Raw genomic sequence first — 16,921 nt, forward strand, 5'->3', positions numbered from 1 at the left:
GCTGTGAATCGGCTGTCGATCCGGCCCGCCGGGCGGCCCCGGACATGGACGCGGGGCCTGCCCGGAGGTGGGCAGACCCCGCTCGGGCGCGCGGTCAGTGTGGAATGGAGACCGCGGCGACGAATTCGGCGAGCTGCTTATCGCTGACGTTCCGAGCCAGGTCGGATTCGCAGATCATGCCGACGAGGCGTTTACCGTCTTTGACGTCGATGACCGGGAGCCGTTTGATCTGGTTCTGCTCCATGATGTCGAGGACGTCTTTGAGGTCGGTATCGGCGTCGACCCAGTGCGGTGTGCCCTGGGCGAGGTCGCCGGCACGGACGCGGCTGGGGTCGTGCCCCTCGGCAATGCACCGCACGACGATGTCGCGATCGGTGAGCATGCCGATCATGCGGTCGTTATTGGAGATCGGCAGCGCCCCGACATCGGCATTGCGCATCATTTGCGCGGCTCGGTCCAGGGTTTCGTCCGCCGGGATGGTTTCCACCGTGCGATGCATGATGTCGCGGGCTTTCATGGCTTTCACGCAGACCTCCTCATATATGCGGATGGTGCATTGGCCACGTCACATCGTTACTCGGATCACAGCTGAGGTCAATGCGTGTGTCGCCGGCGCAGTCGTCCGGCGCCCGGGACCGAAAGCCACGCGACGAAGGCCAGCACACCGTCCAGCGCCAGTGCCAGGGCCGCCACCAGGATGGCTCCGACGAGGACGCGGTCGTACTTGTACAGCCCGATGCCGTCGAAGATGTAGCGGCCCAGTCCACCCAGATTGACGTAGGCGGCAATGGTGGCGGTGGCGACCACCTGCAGGGTGGCCCCGCGCAGGCCGGTGAGCAGGACGGGCAGGGCATTGGGCAGTTCGACCCGGAAGAGCACCTGGCGTTCGGTCATGCCCATGGCGCGCGAGGCGTCCACCACCGCCGGGTCGACATTGGCGATACCGGCGTAGGCGCCCGCGAGCAGTGGCGGAATGCCGACGGTGAGGAGGGCGAGGATAGGGGGGAACAGACCCAGGCCGAGCAGCAGCACCACGAAGGTGAGCAAGCCCAGGGTGGGCAGGGCGCGCATGGCATTGGCGAAGCCGACGATGAGCGCGGACCCGCGGTGGGTGTGGCCCACCAGTAGCCCGATCGGCAGCGCGATCAGCGCCGAGAGACCCACGGCGAGCACGCTGTACCAAAGATGCTGTGCGATACGGGTTTCGATGCCGGTGGGCCCGGACCAGTTCGCGCCGTCGGTGAGGAAATGCCAGGCATCGAGGAAAAGGTTCATGCCGCAGCGCCTTTCGCCCGGCGGCCGCCGACCGCGCCGGCTCGCAGCCACGGGGTGGCCAGTCGTCCGAGGGCATACAGCAGCCGGTCCATGACGAGCGCCAGTACCAGCACCACGATGATGCCCGCCACGATCTCGTCCGGGTAGTCACGCTGATAGCCCTGGGTGAAGAGCTTGCCGAGTCCGCCCACACCGATGAGCGCGCCGACGGTCACCATGGAGATATTGGTGACGGCCACCACGCGCAGGTTGGCGACGAAAACCGGTAGGGCGAGCGGGAAGTCGACGGTGAGCACGCGGCGCACCGGGGTGTAGCCGATGGCGTCGGCGGCATCGAGCACGGCGGCGGGTACCGAATCCAGGGCGGCGGGGACGGCCGTCACCAGCAGCGCCACCGAGTAGATGGTCAGTGCGATAACCACATTCAGCGGATCGATGACGGCAATGCCGAGCAGCGGGGGAATGATCACGAACAGGGCCAGCGAGGGAATCGTGTACGCGATGCTCGCGGCAGTGGTGGTGATGCGGCGCAGCCAGCGCAACCGGTGCGCGAGCGCCCCGGCGGGAATCGCGATGACCAGTCCGGTGAGCAGCGGCAGCAGCGCCAGGTACAGATGGGTGCGCGCGTATCCGGCGATCTCCGCGAAATTGTCGAGGAGATACTTCACTTGGCCGCCTCCTCCTCGAAGAAGGCGCGATTGCGTTCGGCGTCCTCGGCGGCGCGCTGCCGGGTGAGTTGTTCGAGCACCTCGGTGGCGAGGATGCCGCCGCGCACGGCGCCGGAATGCTCCACTGCCACACCGATTTCAGCGGGGGAGGAGATGGCGGCGTCGAGGGCTTGGCGCAGGTCGCCGTCCGGCGGGTAGAGGGATCCACCCGCGGCCATACTGTCCACGAGTGCGCGGCCGGCTCGCACTCCTTCCAATCCGGTGGTGTCCATCCAGCCGAGCGGGCGCCGATCCGGATCGACGACCAGTCGCCATTCGCCCTTGTTCAGTCGTAGTCCGGCGACCTGTTCCGGCGTGATGATGGCGAGCTCGTGCAGTGGCACGGCGGCCGCGCTGCGGAAAGACAGCTCCCGATACCCGCGATCGCGGCCGACGAAGCCGGCCACGAAATCCGTTGCGGGCTGGGAGAGTACCCGCTGCGGCTCGTCGTACTGCTGCAGATGCCCGTCGGGTCCGAAGACGGCCACACGGTCGCCGAGTTTGATCGCCTCGTCGATATCGTGCGTTACGAAGACGACCGTCTTGTGCAGTTCGGCCTGCAGGCGCTGCATTTCTGTCTGGAGTTCGGCGCGCACCACCGGGTCGACGGCGCTGAACGGTTCGTCCATCAGCAGGATGGGCGGATCGGCGGCCAGCGCCCGTGCCACTCCGACCCGTTGCTGCTGGCCGCCGGACAGCTGGGCCGGATACCGCTGTGCCAAGCCGCGATCGAGTCCGACCCGATCCAGCAGTTCGAGGGCGGCGCTGCGGGCCGCGCGGCGGGAGGTGCCGCGCAGCACCGGCACGGTGGCCACATTGTCGAGCACGGTGCGGTGCGGCAGCAGGCCGCCGTTCTGGATCACATAGCCGATGCCGAGCCGCAGCTGAACCGGGTTGATCGTCGAAATATCTTTTCCGGCAACGGTAATGGTGCCGCTGGTCGGTGCGATCATGCGGTTGATCATGCGCATGGCGGTGGTCTTACCGCCGCCGGACGGGCCGACGAACACGGTGAACGAACCGGATTCGATGCGCAGGCTGAGGTCGTGCACGGCGGTGGTCCCGCCCGGGTAGGTCTTGGTGACGCCGCTGAACTCGATGTCGGACACCGTTTTCCGCCTTCTATCCGAGGGGCTTGTCGAGCCCCTGCGCCTGCACCCACGCCTTAGCGGCCGCGGCCGGTTCGGTTTTGGCGGAGCCGGAGACGGCGGTATTGAGCGAGATGAGCTCGGCGGTCGAGAGTTTCGCCGAGACCGCATTGAGCACCGCCAGCAGCTTGTCACTCTTCTTGGCGGTATTGAACAGCGGCACCACATTCTGGGCGGCGAAGTTGTGGTTCGGATCGGCCAGTGCCACCAGGTTATTGGCGGCGATCGAGGGGGAGGTGGTGAAGATATCGGCGCCCGTCACCTGACCCTCGGTGAGTGCGCGGACCGTGGCCGGGCCACCGCCGTCGGCGATGGGCACAAAATTGGCGGCCGAGATATCGAGGCCGTAGACCTTCTTCAAGCCCGGCAGACCGCCTGGGCGCTCGGCGAATTCGGCGGGCGCGGCGAATTTGACCTCGGCCGAGTGCGGGGCCAGATCGGCAATGGTTTTCAGATTCCAGCGTTGGGCGGTGCCGCTGGTGACGACGACGGCGTCGGAGTCCTCGCCGGGAGCAGGGGTGCCGGCACCGAGCTGATCACCGAGCGCCTTGGTGAGTGCGGCGTCCACATCGGCGGGGGAGGTGGCGGTCGCGGTCTTGTCCAGATACTGCAGCAGGTTGCCGGTGTAATCCGGGATCAGGTCGATGGCGCACTGGCGCAGCGCCGGCACATAGGCTTCGCGGCTGCCGATATTGAGTTTGGAATCGATCTGGAAGCCATTGGCGCGCAAGGCCTCCGCGTAGACATCGGCGACGGTTTCCGATTCCGGGAAGTTGGCGGAGCCGACGGTGAGCTTATCGGTGCCGCCTCCGCAGTCGCTCTTGCCGCCGAGTGGATTGGAGGAGTCCCCGCCGCAGGCGGATGCGGCCATGGCCGCGGCCAGTGCTACGGCCGCGGCGAGAATGCGTAGTACGGTGCGGGCGGTGCGCTTGCCGTCGGCGCGCGTGGTGATGAGCGAATGCACTGTTGTCCTTCCGAGCGGGGGCATGCGGGGTTCTCCGGCACGAGGTCGCATCGGGAGAACCAACCTGGTTGTCCATACTGCCCGTTTTGTTCCTCGAACGTTGCCTACCCAGGGTTGGTTTCTTTATGCGCCGCCCGCCGGCACACCCTCTCAGCCGGTGAGACACGCTGGAGCCGACCCGATCCCGCGTTGAGTCCTCCGGCGCGGCAGACTGTTGCGCATGTTGGGCAGCACAGACTCCCGCGCGCTGATTCGCGGCTTCCGGCGTTCCCGCGCGGTGTTGCTGCGCTCGGCGCTGGCCGTAACGATGGCCACGCTGGCCGTCGCCTGCGGCACCGGTGACACCCAACCCGTGCTGACCATCGGCGCCGGTGATTCCGCACAGTCCGGCATGCTCGCCGAGGTTTACGCCGGCGCGCTGGCCCGCACCGGCGCCCGCACCGCGGTCAAAGGTGGCCTCGGCCAGCGACCCGGCTACCTGGCTGCCCTCGACGCCGACACCGTCGCGGTGGCCGCAGATGTGAGCGGCGATCTCCTCACCGCCCTCGACTCCTCCTCCGCCGCACGACTTCCCGATGACGTCACCAAGGCCCTCAACAGCGCGCTCCCCGAAGGCTTGATCGTCGGCGACGTCGCCGACGGCACCGACCTGCGCCCGACTGTGGTGGCTCTCACCACTCGCGTCGACGAGTACCCGTCCTCATTGAAGGCCCTCGCTCCCCGCTGCGCCGACCTCACCATCGGCATAGCCACCGGCCCCGCCCTCGACCCCATGCGCGCACCCCTCGACCCCCAGCGCGATGTAGTCGCCCCCCTCCAGACTGTCTACGGCTGCACGGTCCTGCACCCGGTCACCTTCCCCACCACCGAGGACCTCCGAAAAGCGCTGTCCGACGGAGAAATCCAGCTGGCAGTCCTGTCCGGCCCCCCGTCCTACCTCGCGGACGGCGGCGCCGACCTGACCTCCCTCGCCGACCCCGACTACGCCTTCCGCGCCGCCAGCGCCCTCCCGATCATCCGCAAAGGCACCCTCGCCGACCCCCAACTCCGCAAACTCAACTACGTAGCAGGCGAACTCACCACCACCGACCTGGCCGACATGGTCCGCCAGATCCGCGACAACCACGCCATCCCCGCCAGTCTCGCCCGCGACTGGCTCGACGCCCACGCCCTCTGACCCGCTCCCGGCACACCGATGCGGAAGGGCGTCCCGCGGTGCCCCTGACGATCAGACCGGGTGGCGAGCGCGAAGTTGCTGTTGCCGCAACCAATGTCGATGACGGTACGCGGCTGGTGGCGAAGGTGCTGGCGGTGGAAAAGACGGCGCGGCCGGTCAGGGGTGCAGGGCGGCGGTGGGGTCCTGGCTCAGGGCCAGGGCGGGGAGGGAGATGACGAGCATGTCCACGAGGGCGTCGCGGGTGATGGGGGCTTCGCGGAGCCAGGTGAGGGTTGTCTCTTCGACGAAGGCGATCCAGCCGCGGACGGCCAGGCCCAGGAGTGGGCGATCGGCATTTTCGACGAGGCGGGGGGCCTCGGAGAGAATGCGGTCGACCTGGGCGTGACGGTGCGCGTCGACCATGGCGACCAGTTCGGGGCTGGCGCTTGCGGGGCCGCGGAGCAGGGCCAGGTAGGAGGTGCGGTTCTCGCTGACGTAGTCGACGTAGCGCTCGAGGGAGTCGCGCAGCATGTCGAAGGGGTCGAGATTCGGGTCCGGTGTGGTGCGTTCCAGCAGCTGCGCATTGGCATGGGCGACGATCGCGAGGTGGAAGTCCTGTTTGGTGGGGAAGTAGTGGAAGAGCAGGCCGCGGGAGATGCCTGCTTGTTCGGCGATTTCGCTGATGGAGACGTCTTCCAGGGCGCGTTCACGCAGCATGCGGGCGCCCAGTGTGATCAACTGCTGGCGGCGTTCGTCGGGGCTCAGGCGTGTGCGTTTGGCCCCGGAATCCGGTTTGCTCACGCTGTGCTCCTTGGTCATGGGTCCAATCTTACTGAACGCGAGTCAATACTGTTGACTCCAACTCAATAAGACCCTACGCTCGGATATATGAGTCGCAAGGTTACAGACAAGGCTGTCGGCAACCGTCCCGTACGGCACTCCCGCATCATCATCGTCGGCAGCGGGTTCTCGGGCCTCGGCATGGCAATCCGGCTGAGCCAGCAGGGTCGCAACGACTATCTCGTGCTCGAGCGCGGGAACGATGTCGGCGGCACCTGGCGGGACAACACCTATCCGGGCGCGGCCTGCGATGTGCCGTCGCAGCTGTACTCGTACTCCTTCGCGCTCAATCCGGACTGGTCGCGCTCGTTCTCCAAGCAGCCGGAGATCCAGAAGTACATCCAGACCGTCGCCGCCAAGTACAACGTGCGCGACAAGCACATCTTCGACTGCGATATGACCGGCGCGCAGTGGAACAACGACACCGCCCGCTGGGAGATCCAGACCAGCCGGGGCGACTTCACCGCCGAGATCCTCATCTCCGCCGTCGGTGCGCTCTGTGAGCCGAACCTGCCGGATATCAAGGGCCTCAACGACTTCCAGGGCGAGATCTTCCACTCCGCCCGCTGGGACCACGACGCCGACCTGACCGGTAAGCGCGTCGCCGTCATCGGCACCGGCGCCTCCGCGATCCAGATCGTGCCGAGCATCGCCAAGCAGGTCGCGCACCTGGACCTCTACCAGCGCACCGCCCCGTGGCTGCTGCCGCGCGCCGACCGACCCTACCTGGCGCCGGAAAAGCTTGCCTTCAAATACATTCCGGGTGTGCAGGCGCTCTCGCGCGCCGCCATCTACGCCGCGCGCGAGACCCAGGTCGTCGGCCTGGCCAAGTTCCCGCCCGCCATGAAGATTCTGGAGACCGTCGCGCGCGCCAAGCTGCGCATCGAGGTCAAGGATCCCCAGCTGCGCAAGAAGGTCACCCCGAACTTTCGCATCGGCTGCAAGCGCATGCTCATCTCCAACGAGTACTACCCGGCGCTGGGCCGCGACAATGTCGATGTTGTCACCGACGGTATCCAGGAGATTCGCGGCAATTCCGTCGTCACCAAGGACGGCGTCGAGCGCGAGGTGGATGCGATCATCGTCGCCACCGGCTTCCACGTCACCGATTCGCCCGCCTACGAGACCATTGCCGGCCGCGACGGCCGCACGCTCTCAGAGGTTTTCGACGCCATCGGCCAGCAGGGCTACAAGGGTTCGGCGATCAACAACTACCCGAACATGTTCTTCATGCTGGGCCCGAACGTCGGCCTGGGCCACACCTCGATGGTGTACATGATCGAATCGCAGATCAATTACATTGCCGACGCGGTGGCGACCATCGACCGTCAGGGCTTGCGTACTGTCGAGGTCCGCAAGGATGTGCAGGACGAATACAACGTCGATCTGCAGAAGAAGCTCACCGGCGCGGTGTGGAACACCGGCGGTTGCGCCTCCTGGTACCTCGACAAGCACGGCAACAACACCACACTGTGGCCGGATTTCACCTTCCGCTTCCGCGGTCTGCTCGAGAAGTTCGATGTGGAGGCCTACGAAACCTCCACGGCCGCAGTACCCGTCGCCTGAAACCTTACCCGCCGCGGCATTCCGTGCGGGGCCTAGACAACCGAAAGTGGTAACCGTGAGCAACGATGCTTACTTCAAGGACAAGGTCTGCGTGATCACCGGCGCCGGATCCGGTATCGGTCGCGCCCTGGCGGAGAACCTGGGCCGCCGCGGCGCCAAGCTCGCGCTGTCGGATATCGACACCGAGGGTCTCGCCGAGACCGTCAAACGGTGCGAAAAGTACGGCGTGGAAATCAAATCCGATCGCCTCAATGTGGCCGAGCGCGAAGCCGTACTGCTCTACGCCGACGCGGTGAAGGCGCACTTCGGCAAGGTCAACCAGATCTACAACAATGCCGGAATCGCACACCACGGTGATGTGATCAAGACCGATTTCAAAGATATCGACCGCATTATGGACGTCGATTTCTACGGAGTTGTCAACGGCACCAAGGCATTCCTGCCGTACCTCATCGAATCCGGTGCGGGCCATGTCGTGAACATCTCCAGCTTGTTCGGCCTGATCGCGGTGCCCGGCCAGAGCGCTTACAACGCAGCCAAATTCGCGGTCCGCGGCTTCACCGAGGCGCTGCGCCAGGAGATGCTGATCAGTGGCGACCCCGTCAAGGTGACCTGTGTGCACCCCGGTGGCATCAAGACCGCCGTGGCCCGCAATTCCACTGTCGCCGAGGGCCTCGACCAGAAGAACCTGGCCGCCCTGTTCGACAAGCAGCTTGCCCTGCACACCCCGGAAATGGCCGCGCAGACCATTACCGAGGGCGTGGCCCGCGGCCACGGTCGCGTGCTGATCGGCTGGGAGGCAAAGCTTCTCGACCTGTTCGTGCGCAGCACCGGTTCGTACTATCAGCGCATCTCCGCCGTGGTTCAGAAGCGCTTCCTGCCTTAGGAATTCGATATGCCCGATGTGAAACTGCCCCTGCCCGTTGCCCGCGTGGTCCTGCATCCGATGTTCCGGGTGATATTGAACAAGCGGCTGCCGTTCGCGGTGCAGCGGGCGCTGATGAATCTGAGCGCGCCCGCTCAGGGTGCCCCGCGTGGCATACATGTGGAGCGGGTCCGGCTGGGCGGGCGGCCGTCCGAGCGGGTCACGCTCGGCCCGGCCACCGACACCGCCACCGTGCTCTACCTGCACGGCGGCGGTTATACGGTCGGCTCGCCCGCCACGCATCGGCCGCTGGCGGGTTATCTGGCGCGGGAAACCGGTTGCGCGATACAGGTATTGGACTACCGGCTGGCGCCCGAGCATCCGTTCCCGGCCGCGCTCGACGATGCCGAGGCGGCGTTCCTGGAGCTGGTCGCCTTCGGCTACCAGCCGGAACGTATTGCGGTGGCCGGTGATTCGGCCGGCGGCGGGCTCTCGCTGGCCTTGGCGCTGCGCCTGCGGGACAAGCACGGCATGACTCCGGCGGCGCTGGGTCTCATCGCGCCGTGGGGCGATCCCAATGAGGTTCCGGCCCGTACCCGCGATCTGGTCATCAACAAGCCGTGGTCGCGGGCCTGCGCCGCCGCCTACCTCGGCGACGGCGATGGTTCCGACACCGGCTATGCACCGATGCTCGGTGATCTGCACGGGCTGCCGCCCACGTATGTGCAGGCCGACAAGTCCGAACTGCTGCACGATCAGTGCACGCGGCTGGTCGCGAAGTTGCGCGCGGCGGGTGTCGAAACCCGGTTCACCGAGACCGAGGGTCTCTGGCACGTGTCACAGTTGCAGGCATCCCTGGTCGCTCCGGCCGCGGCGATTACCCGCGAACTCGGCGAGTTCCTGCGACAGGCGCTTCGACCTGCGCAAACTCGATCCATAGGATAGAGGCACCACCGATCTCGGCGCCCGTTCGAACAGCAAACGAGAACCTGTTCGGGCGGGCTGCCGGGTGTCACATGTAAGCGTGGCGTAAATTACCCGCCGGTATAACTCACTGTGGAAGGGCAACGATGCGAGAGTTCGAAGTCCCGGCTACCTACACCATTCCGGAAAACGCCAATATGTCGGACGGTGCGTTCCGGCATGCTGAGAAGACCCCTGACCTGGTCGTCTTCAATACTCCGAACGGTAAGGGCGGCTGGAACGACGTCACGGCGACGGAATTCGCGAAGGCCGTCACCGGCGTTGCCAAGGGACTGGTCGCCTCCGGCATCGAACTCGGAGACCGCGTCGCCATCATGGCCGCCACCTCGTACGAGTGGGTCGTGCTGGACTTCGCCATCTGGGCTGCCGGTGGTTGCACCGTCGCCATTTTCGACAGCTCCTCGGCCGAACAGGTGCGCTGGATCCTCGCCGATTCCGCCACCAAGATCACCGTGGTGCAGAACGAGAAGCACCGCGCCACCATCGCCGAAATCGAAGGCGGACTTGGTGATCTGAAGGAGGTGCTTCAGGTCGATACGCAGGAAAAGGGCGCTGACGCGATTTCCGTTCTCGTCGCTCGTGGCGCCGACCTCGACGACTCTGTCGTTCACGAGCGTCGCGCACTGGTGAAGGCCGAATCGCCCGCCACCCTGATCTACACCTCGGGTACCACTGGCCGGCCCAAGGGCGTCATGCTCTCGCATGCCAATCTGTACGCCGAATCGGCCGCGGACCGCTCCGCCATGAGCGAATTCCTGCGGCCGGGCCAGAAATCCCTGCTGTTCCTGCCGCTGGCACACGTCTTCGCACGCGCTGTCGCGCTGGCCGCCTTCGATGCCGGCGTCACCGTCGCACACTCCTCCGACTGGTCCACGCTGGTCGATCAGTTCGGGCAGTACAAGCCGGACTTCATCCTCTCGGTGCCGCGCGTGTTCGAGAAGGTCTTCAACGGCGCCAAGCAGAAGGCGCACGACGGCGGCAAGGGCAAGATCTTCGACTACGCCACCGATGTGGCTGTCGCCTACAGCGAATCGCTGCAGAACGGCGGCCCGGGCCTGGTGGTCAAGCTCAAGCACGCCGTGCTCGACAAGCTGGTCTTCAGCAAGCTGCGCGAAGCCATGGGCGGGCAGTGCAGTTCCGCCGTCTCCGGCGGCGGCCCCCTGGGCGCGCGCCTGGGCCACTACTTCCGCGGCGCCGGCGTCACCATCTACGAGGGCTACGGTCTGACCGAGTCCACGGCCGCCGTCAGCGTGAACACCCCCAAGCACATCAAGGTCGGCTCGGTCGGCCGCCCGCTGCCCGGCCACGGCGCCAAGGTGGCCGAGGACGGCGAGCTGTTCATCCGCGGTCCGGTCGTCTTCTCCGGTTACTGGAAGAACCCCGAGGCCAGCGCCGACGCCTTCGCCGAGGACGGCTGGTTCAAGACCGGCGATCTGGGCGCGATCGACGAGAACGGCTTCATCTCCATCACCGGCCGCAAGAAGGAAATCATCGTCACCGCCGGTGGCAAGAACGTCTCGCCGACCATGCTCGAGGACTCGCTGCGCCAAAATCCGCTGATCAGCCAGGTCATGGTTGTCGGTGACGGGGAGCCGTTCATCGGCGCGCTCATCACCCTCGATCCCGAAGCGCTGCCGGGCTGGAAGGAACGCAATGGCATTCCGGCCGGCACCTCGATCGAGCACCTGATCGAGAACCCGGCGCTGGTCGGGGAGATCAACGAGGCCGTCGCGGCCACCAACAAGCTGGTATCGCATGCCGAGGCGATCAAGAAGATCCGCATCCTGCCGGTCGACTGGACCCAGGAGGGCGGCGAGCTCACCCCGAAGCTGTCGCTCAAGCGCAATGTGGTCATGAAGCAGTACGCGGCCGACGTGGCGGCCATCTACTCCTGAGCCATCGAAAAGGGCGCTGCCAGCGGATATTCCGCAGGCGGCGCCCTTTTTCATGCGTGCCGATGAATCCGCGGGCGGTCGCTCGTCCTAGTCTGTGGGTGGCTAGTTGAGCACCCGAAGGCATCCGACCGAGGAGAGCAACCATGCCCGCAGCAAACCCGTACCTCGTCTACAACGGCAATGCCGAAGAGGCGTTCGTCTTCTACCAGTCCGTGCTCGGCGGTGAGCTGCGGATCATGCGCTTCGGCGATATGGAAAGCGGCGCCGACCTGCCCGCGGAAATGAAGAACGGCATCGCGCACATCGCACTGCCGCTGGGCGACACCCTGCTGATGGCCTCCGACGCCCCGCCCGGACAGCAGGTGAACACCGCCAACCCGGCGTTCGCGGTGAGCCTCGATGTGGAGAGTCCGGCCGAGGCTGAGCGCGTCTTCAATGAATTCGCCGCCGGCGGCCAAGTGGCCATGCCGCTCGGCAAGACCGAATGGGCCGAGGCCTTTGCCATGGTCACCGATAAGTTCTCGGTGCCGTGGATGATCAACTACACCCCGGCCCAGTAGCGGTCGCACCACCCTTTCGCCGCGCGGCGGGCCGCTGACCACGGGGTCACCGGCCCGCCGCGCCGTCACCGGAATGTCATTTTCCGCGTGGGTCCCGCGACCCGATACCGCAGTATGGTCGGATTTGTGGCCGAGCGTGGACTGCGGGTAGCGAGTGGAGTGGCAGCGGCCGGGGTGACCCTGGGCGTCGCCGAGCTGGTGGCGGTGCTGATCAGCACCGACAGCACGCCGTTGCAGGCGGTCGGGGCGTGGGTGATCGACCATACGCCGGATACCGTGCGCGAGAGGGTAATCGAGACCGTCGGCACGGATGACAAACTGCTGCTGTTCATTTCGATGGGCATTGTGACGGTGCTGGTGGCCGGGCTCGCGGGGTTCGCCGAACGGGTGCGGCGGCCGATCGGATCGATTGCCTTCGGTGTCTTCGGGCTGCTGTCCCTCCTCGCCGCCGTGGGCCGCCCGACCGCCGGATGGACCTGGGCACTGCCGTCGCTGCTGGGTGCCTGGGCCGGAATCGCGGTGCTGCGCAGCCTGATTCGGCGTACCGAGGAGTTCGCCGCCGCCTCGGCTGAGCTTGCATCGAAAGAGGCTGCGGCGGAGGCGCTTACGAAGATTTCGGCGACAGGTGGAGTCGGCCTGGCCGAGGGGCCGTCCGCCGAAGCAGGCGATATTTCCGATGGAGCGGCTGCGGATAACGCGGCTGCCGGCGGATCGGCGCCGGGTGTCAGCCGTTCGACCACCGACGATTCCCGGTTCGAATTGGCGCTGCAGCGGCGACAGGTGATGCGGGGCATAGTGATTGCCGCGGCGGCAGGCATCGGCGCGGGTGTGGTGGGTCGCGTGGTGGGACTGCGATCGCACAATGTGTCGAGCGAGCGCGCCGAGGTGAAACTACCTTCGCCCTCCGGGCCGGTGCCCGTCGTCGATCCGGCGGCGGATCTCGAGATCCCCGGCCTCAGTCCGTATCTCACGTCGAATGCCGACTTCTACCGCATCGATACCGCGCTGACTGTCCCGCAGGTGAGTAAGGACAGTTGGTCACTGCGCATTCACGGCATGGTGGATCGCGAAATCCGGCTCACCTACGCCGATCTCGCCTCCCGGCAGGCCGTCGAGAAACTGGTGACGCTGACCTGCGTCTCCAATCCGGTCGGCGGGGATCTCATCGGCAATGCCAGCTGGCTGGGCTATCGGCTGGACGAACTGCTCGCCGAGGCGGGCCCGCACGCGGATGCGGATATGGTGCTGTCCACCAGCATCGACGGATTCACGGCAGGCAGCCCGCTGGCGGCGCTCACCGACGGCCGCGACGCCCTGCTGGCGGTGGGTATGAACGGTGAACCGCTGCCCACCGCGCACGGATATCCGGTGCGACTGGTGGTGCCGGGACTGTACGGCTACGTCTCGGCGACCAAGTGGGTGACCGATATCGAGATCACGAGATTCGATCGCGCGCAAGCGTATTGGACCAAGCGCGGCTGGTCGCAGGACGGTCCGATCAAGACCGGCACCCGCATCGACACCCCGACGGCGAGCTCGCTCGCGGCGGGCAAGGTCACCGTCGCCGGGGTGGCGTGGGCGCAGCATCGGGGCATTCAGGCGGTCGAGGTGCGGATCGACAATGGTGCGTGGCAGCCCGCGCGGCTGGCCGCCGAGCCCTCCATAGACACTTGGCGGCAATGGGTTTTCGATTGGCAGGCCACCTCCGGTCTGCACACCGTGTGGGCGCGTTCCACCGACGGCGGCGGTGCGGTGCAGACTTCCGATGTGGCCTATCCGGTGCCCGATGGTGCGACCGGTTATCCCTCGATCTCCGTCCGAATCGGCTGAATTATCGCAATTGCCTGGGTGTTCGGAGCGGCGAAAATGCCGAACGGCCTTTTTGAAAGCGTGCGCGGTTTACGATCGGCCCGGCCGTCGACGCCCATCCAAGGGAGCGCGCATGACCGGAGTACTCGAATGGGCGCGGGCGGAAAACCTGCAGCCCGAACCGATCACCCTCGATGTATGGAAGCAACTACCCCGCGACTTCTGCCGACTCGTCGAAGTGGTGAACGGTGATGTGGTGCGCGCCGAGCCGCCGGCGCATCGGCACGAGAATGCGGCCCGGCGCCTCGGGGCCATGATGGAGGCCGGCGCCGAAGCGCATATGAGCCGCTACAACGACGGGCCGCTCTACGTCGGCACCGATAAGGATGTGCTGCTGTGGGAATCGCCGCGGGTCACGCTGCGGCGGCCGGATATCGCCATGTTTTCTTGTGCCCCAACGGATTCCGGGCCGCTGCCCGCGGCTCGGATCAAGATCGCGGTCGAAGTGGTCTCTCCGGTGACCGAACGTATCGACACCACCGACAAACAGGCCGAATACGCGCAAGCGGGTATTCCCTGGTATTGGCTCGTCTATCTGGATCGTGATCATGTGACCGCCATCCAGACCCATGTCCTGGTCCTCGACCGCTATCGCCCGCATCGCCGGCTGCATCCGCTCGGCGGAGAATCCTTGGTGGACATGCCGATCGAGATCCGAATCGACTGGACGCGGCTCTACGGTCTGCTCTACTGACGGGGCCTTGCGCTACCGACGGGAGAGGCCCCCTCCGCTGCTGCGAAGAGGGCCTCTGTTGTGGCACAGTCTGATTCAGCCCGCCACATCCGCCTTGGCGGGTGCGGCCGCCGGCTTGCCGGGAGCCTTGCCGTGACCGATGAACAGCGCGGACGCCGCCACGCCGATCAGCAGGATGCAGGCCGGCAGGTACATGGACTGGCTCAGCGCGGTGCTGATCCGGTCCGCGATCTCCGGCGGGAGCTTGGCGGAACCGCCGCCGCCCTCCATGGCGGGCCCGCCGCCCAGGTGCTGCGCCGCCAGACGCGACGACATCAGGGCCGCGATGGCCGCGGAGCCGAGCACCGAACCCACCTGACGGGTGGTGTTGTACACGCCCGCGCCCGCACCGGCCTGCTGAATCGGCAGGTTGTGGGTGGCGGTGGTAGCCAGGGGCGCCCAGATGCAGGCATTCGCGATACCGGCGATACCGCCGATGACCAGGAACAGCGGGATCGAGGTGTCCGGCTTCATCAGTAGGGCGAAACCGAAGATGCTGGCCGCGAAGACGGCGAAGCCGATGGTCGGCAGTACCCGCGGCGGCATCCGGTCCGAGATCTTGCCGAGGATCGGCGCGAACACACCGGTCAGAATCGCCATGGGCGCCAGCACCAGGGCAGACCTGGTCGGCGACATGCCGTGCACCTGCTGCAGGAAGAAGTAGAACGGCACAAACGTGGAGGTGATCGCCGCACCCATGGAGGCGATGGCCAGGCTCGACAGCGAGAAGTTGCGGTCCTTGAACAGGCTCATCGGCACCAGGGGCTCATCGGAATTGCGCGCCTGATTGACCACGAACAGTGCGAGGACCACCAGTCCGCCGCCGATCATCAGCCAGGTGATGGCGTCCCAGTCGCGGGTGCCGCCCTCCTGGATACCGAAGACCAGCAGGAACATGCCGACAGCCGAGAGCGCCACACCCACGAAATCGAACTTGTGGTCGTGGGTTTCCAGCGCGGGCACCAGCCAGACCACCAGCGCGAACGCCACGATGCCGATCGGCACGTTCACGTAGAAGATCCACTGCCAGCCCTTCCAGTCGACCAGCACACCGCCCAGGATGGGGCCGACGAGCGTGGCCAGACCGGCGACACCGCCCCACAGACCCATGGCCGCGCCGCGCTTGTCCGGCGGGAAGGTGCGGGTGATGACGGCCATGGTCTGCGGCGTCATGAGCGCCGCGCCCAGGCCCTGCACGGCACGCGCCGCGATGAGCATCTCGATGCTGCCCGATTCGGCGCACCACAGCGAGGCGGCGGTGAAGACGACGAGGCCGATGAGGTAGATGTTCTTGGGACCGAAGCGATCCCCGAGGCGCCCGGCCACCAGCAGCGGTACGGCGTACGCGAGCAGGTACGCGCTGGTCACCCAGATGACCCTGTTGTAATCGGCGTCGAAGGCCTCCTTGATCGCCGGATTGGCCACCGCGACGATGGTCATGTCCAGCAGGATCATGAAGAACCCGACAACCAGCGCATATAGCGCGAGCCACGGATTGCGTTGAGTGGACATGGGAATGGTTCCTATCTCGGGTCTGTGTTCACGGGGACGATGCCCTTGCGGACGGCAGCGAAATCCGAATCGCTGAGGCCTGCGCCCCAACCGGCGCCCAGTTGCGCACCGCAATCGTTGTTGCGTTCGCCTGTCTCCGGGGCGAAGGTGTCCCAGGGCAGTTCGCCGCTCTCCAGTTCGGTGAGCACGCGCCGCAACCATCCGGCTTCGGTGACATTCATGACGTGCAGGTACTCGATGATCATCCAGAAACGCCGCGGTACCTGTCGGGATGCGACCCAGTCCTGCAGCGCCTCGTATTCGGCGATCTGGCCGTCGACCCAGGTGACGCGTTCACGCAATAGAACGATCACATCGTGCACCGGCAAATTGTGCGCCTCGGCCATACCGACCGGAAAGATCGGGTACTCCTTGACGGGTCGGCGGAGGATTTCCGCGATCCGGGCGCGCAAGGTGTCGCGGCCCACCGGATTGATGCGGTAGGTGGTGCGTTCGGGCCGGTTACCGGCCCGATCCGTACCCTCCGCGACCACCAGTTCCTGCTCGGCCAATCGTGCCACCGTGTGATAGAGCGAGCCGGGTTTGATCTTCACCAGCTCGTCCTCGTGCCGGGTCATGAGTAGTTGGTACATCTCGTACGGATGCATCGGCTTTTCCTCCAGCAGCGCGAGCACCGCGACCGCCAATGGCGTCAGCGCTATACCCGTCTGCTTGCCGGCCATACGCCCTCCCTCTCATTCGCCGATCACCGACGCTACCGCCCGCGACCGATATCCTCCGCACCAAATATTCCGCATGGAATATTACGACACGGAGCATCTCCGATGCAAGTCATTACCGCTGGCGC

16 protein-coding genes are annotated in these 16,921 nt (G+C 66.1%); 8 read left to right on the plus strand and 8 right to left on the minus strand.

Going from position 1 to position 16,921, the window contains the following annotated elements; all coding sequences use genetic code 11:
- Positions 1–94: 94 nt before the first annotated feature.
- The 5 genes from JWN03_RS19195 to JWN03_RS19215 all read right to left on the minus strand — a co-directional run bounded on the left by JWN03_RS19195 (position 95) and on the right by JWN03_RS19215 (position 4,001).
- Positions 95–517: a CBS domain-containing protein gene (locus tag JWN03_RS19195; RefSeq protein WP_297616809.1), complete on the minus strand. Its 423-nt coding sequence runs from the start codon at positions 515–517 to the stop codon at positions 95–97.
- Positions 518–594: 77 nt separating this feature from the next.
- Positions 595–1,275 (minus strand): ABC transporter permease, encoded by a 681-nt coding sequence (locus JWN03_RS19200; protein WP_297616557.1) that lies wholly within the window; start codon positions 1,273–1,275, stop codon positions 595–597.
- Positions 1,272–1,943, minus strand: coding sequence for an ABC transporter permease (locus JWN03_RS19205; protein ID WP_297616560.1), 672 nt, complete (start codon positions 1,941–1,943; stop codon positions 1,272–1,274). Before JWN03_RS19205 ends, JWN03_RS19200 begins: the two co-directional genes overlap by 4 nt.
- A complete protein-coding gene (locus tag JWN03_RS19210; protein WP_297616563.1) occupies positions 1,940–3,091 on the minus strand; it encodes an ABC transporter ATP-binding protein in 1,152 nt (383 codons plus the stop codon). The genes JWN03_RS19205 and JWN03_RS19210 overlap by 4 nt, the downstream gene beginning before the upstream one ends.
- Before the next feature lie 13 nt (positions 3,092–3,104).
- Positions 3,105–4,001, minus strand: a complete 897-nt coding sequence (locus JWN03_RS19215) for an ABC transporter substrate-binding protein (RefSeq protein ID WP_297616812.1) — start codon at positions 3,999–4,001, stop codon at positions 3,105–3,107.
- A 313-nt stretch (positions 4,002–4,314) separates the two neighbouring features.
- On the opposite strand from JWN03_RS19215, the gene JWN03_RS19220 reads away from it, so the two are divergent.
- Entirely contained in the window at positions 4,315–5,271 is a 957-nt protein-coding gene (locus tag JWN03_RS19220) for a glycine betaine ABC transporter substrate-binding protein (protein ID WP_297616566.1), read from the plus strand.
- Between the two features lie 156 nt (positions 5,272–5,427).
- On the opposite strand, the gene JWN03_RS19225 is transcribed toward JWN03_RS19220, so the two are convergent.
- A complete protein-coding gene (locus tag JWN03_RS19225) occupies positions 5,428–6,069 on the minus strand; it encodes a TetR/AcrR family transcriptional regulator (protein WP_297616569.1) in 642 nt (213 codons plus the stop codon).
- Between the two features lie 69 nt (positions 6,070–6,138).
- Here JWN03_RS19225 and JWN03_RS19230 point away from each other — a divergent pair, with 69 nt between their 5' ends.
- From JWN03_RS19230 to JWN03_RS19260, 7 genes are all read left to right on the plus strand, one after another.
- On the plus strand, positions 6,139–7,656 hold the full coding sequence (locus JWN03_RS19230) for a flavin-containing monooxygenase (protein WP_297616572.1): 1,518 nt from the start codon (positions 6,139–6,141) through the stop codon (positions 7,654–7,656).
- Between the two features lie 55 nt (positions 7,657–7,711).
- Entirely contained in the window at positions 7,712–8,542 is an 831-nt protein-coding gene (locus JWN03_RS19235) for an SDR family NAD(P)-dependent oxidoreductase (RefSeq protein WP_297616575.1), read from the plus strand.
- 9 nt (positions 8,543–8,551) lie between these two features.
- A complete protein-coding gene (locus JWN03_RS19240; protein ID WP_297616578.1) occupies positions 8,552–9,466 on the plus strand; it encodes an alpha/beta hydrolase in 915 nt (304 codons plus the stop codon).
- A 125-nt stretch (positions 9,467–9,591) separates the two neighbouring features.
- A complete protein-coding gene (locus JWN03_RS19245) occupies positions 9,592–11,400 on the plus strand; it encodes an AMP-dependent synthetase/ligase (protein ID WP_297616581.1) in 1,809 nt (602 codons plus the stop codon).
- Between the two features lie 143 nt (positions 11,401–11,543).
- A complete protein-coding gene (locus JWN03_RS19250) occupies positions 11,544–11,960 on the plus strand; it encodes a VOC family protein (protein ID WP_297616584.1) in 417 nt (138 codons plus the stop codon).
- A 126-nt stretch (positions 11,961–12,086) separates the two neighbouring features.
- Entirely contained in the window at positions 12,087–13,790 is a 1,704-nt protein-coding gene (locus JWN03_RS19255) for a molybdopterin-dependent oxidoreductase (protein WP_366914448.1), read from the plus strand.
- Positions 13,791–13,902: 112 nt separating this feature from the next.
- Complete coding sequence (locus JWN03_RS19260) at positions 13,903–14,523, plus strand: Uma2 family endonuclease (RefSeq protein ID WP_297616587.1); 621 nt, start codon at positions 13,903–13,905, stop codon at positions 14,521–14,523.
- A gap of 75 nt (positions 14,524–14,598) precedes the next feature.
- On the opposite strand, the gene JWN03_RS19265 is transcribed toward JWN03_RS19260, so the two are convergent.
- Both JWN03_RS19265 and JWN03_RS19270 read right to left on the minus strand, forming a co-directional pair.
- On the minus strand, positions 14,599–16,074 hold the full coding sequence (locus JWN03_RS19265; protein ID WP_297616590.1) for a DHA2 family efflux MFS transporter permease subunit: 1,476 nt from the start codon (positions 16,072–16,074) through the stop codon (positions 14,599–14,601).
- 11 nt (positions 16,075–16,085) lie between these two features.
- Complete coding sequence (locus JWN03_RS19270) at positions 16,086–16,796, minus strand: PadR family transcriptional regulator (RefSeq protein ID WP_297616593.1); 711 nt, start codon at positions 16,794–16,796, stop codon at positions 16,086–16,088.
- Positions 16,797–16,921 lie beyond the last annotated feature (125 nt).

The organism is Nocardia sp. (assembly GCF_025465275.1).
Lineage (GTDB): Bacteria > Actinomycetota > Actinomycetes > Mycobacteriales > Mycobacteriaceae > Nocardia.

What these genes read in the sequence shown, in the direction of transcription:
- JWN03_RS19230 (WP_297616572.1), top strand. Translation starts at nt 6,139, where the DNA reads ATGAGTCGCAAGGTTACAGACAAGGCTGTCGGCAACCGTCCCGTACGG.
- JWN03_RS19225 (WP_297616569.1), bottom strand. Translation starts at nt 6,069, where the DNA reads ATGACCAAGGAGCACAGCGTGAGCAAACCGGATTCCGGGGCCAAACGC.
- JWN03_RS19195 (WP_297616809.1), bottom strand. Translation starts at nt 517, where the DNA reads ATGAAAGCCCGCGACATCATGCATCGCACGGTGGAAACCATCCCGGCG.
- JWN03_RS19250 (WP_297616584.1), top strand. Translation starts at nt 11,544, where the DNA reads ATGCCCGCAGCAAACCCGTACCTCGTCTACAACGGCAATGCCGAAGAG.
- JWN03_RS19220 (WP_297616566.1), top strand. Translation starts at nt 4,315, where the DNA reads ATGTTGGGCAGCACAGACTCCCGCGCGCTGATTCGCGGCTTCCGGCGT.
- JWN03_RS19245 (WP_297616581.1), top strand. Translation starts at nt 9,592, where the DNA reads ATGCGAGAGTTCGAAGTCCCGGCTACCTACACCATTCCGGAAAACGCC.
- JWN03_RS19240 (WP_297616578.1), top strand. Translation starts at nt 8,552, where the DNA reads ATGCCCGATGTGAAACTGCCCCTGCCCGTTGCCCGCGTGGTCCTGCAT.
- JWN03_RS19215 (WP_297616812.1), bottom strand. Translation starts at nt 4,001, where the DNA reads ATGGCCGCATCCGCCTGCGGCGGGGACTCCTCCAATCCACTCGGCGGC.
- JWN03_RS19270 (WP_297616593.1), bottom strand. Translation starts at nt 16,796, where the DNA reads ATGGCCGGCAAGCAGACGGGTATAGCGCTGACGCCATTGGCGGTCGCG.
- JWN03_RS19200 (WP_297616557.1), bottom strand. Translation starts at nt 1,275, where the DNA reads ATGAACCTTTTCCTCGATGCCTGGCATTTCCTCACCGACGGCGCGAAC.
- JWN03_RS19265 (WP_297616590.1), bottom strand. Translation starts at nt 16,074, where the DNA reads ATGTCCACTCAACGCAATCCGTGGCTCGCGCTATATGCGCTGGTTGTC.
- JWN03_RS19260 (WP_297616587.1), top strand. Translation starts at nt 13,903, where the DNA reads ATGACCGGAGTACTCGAATGGGCGCGGGCGGAAAACCTGCAGCCCGAA.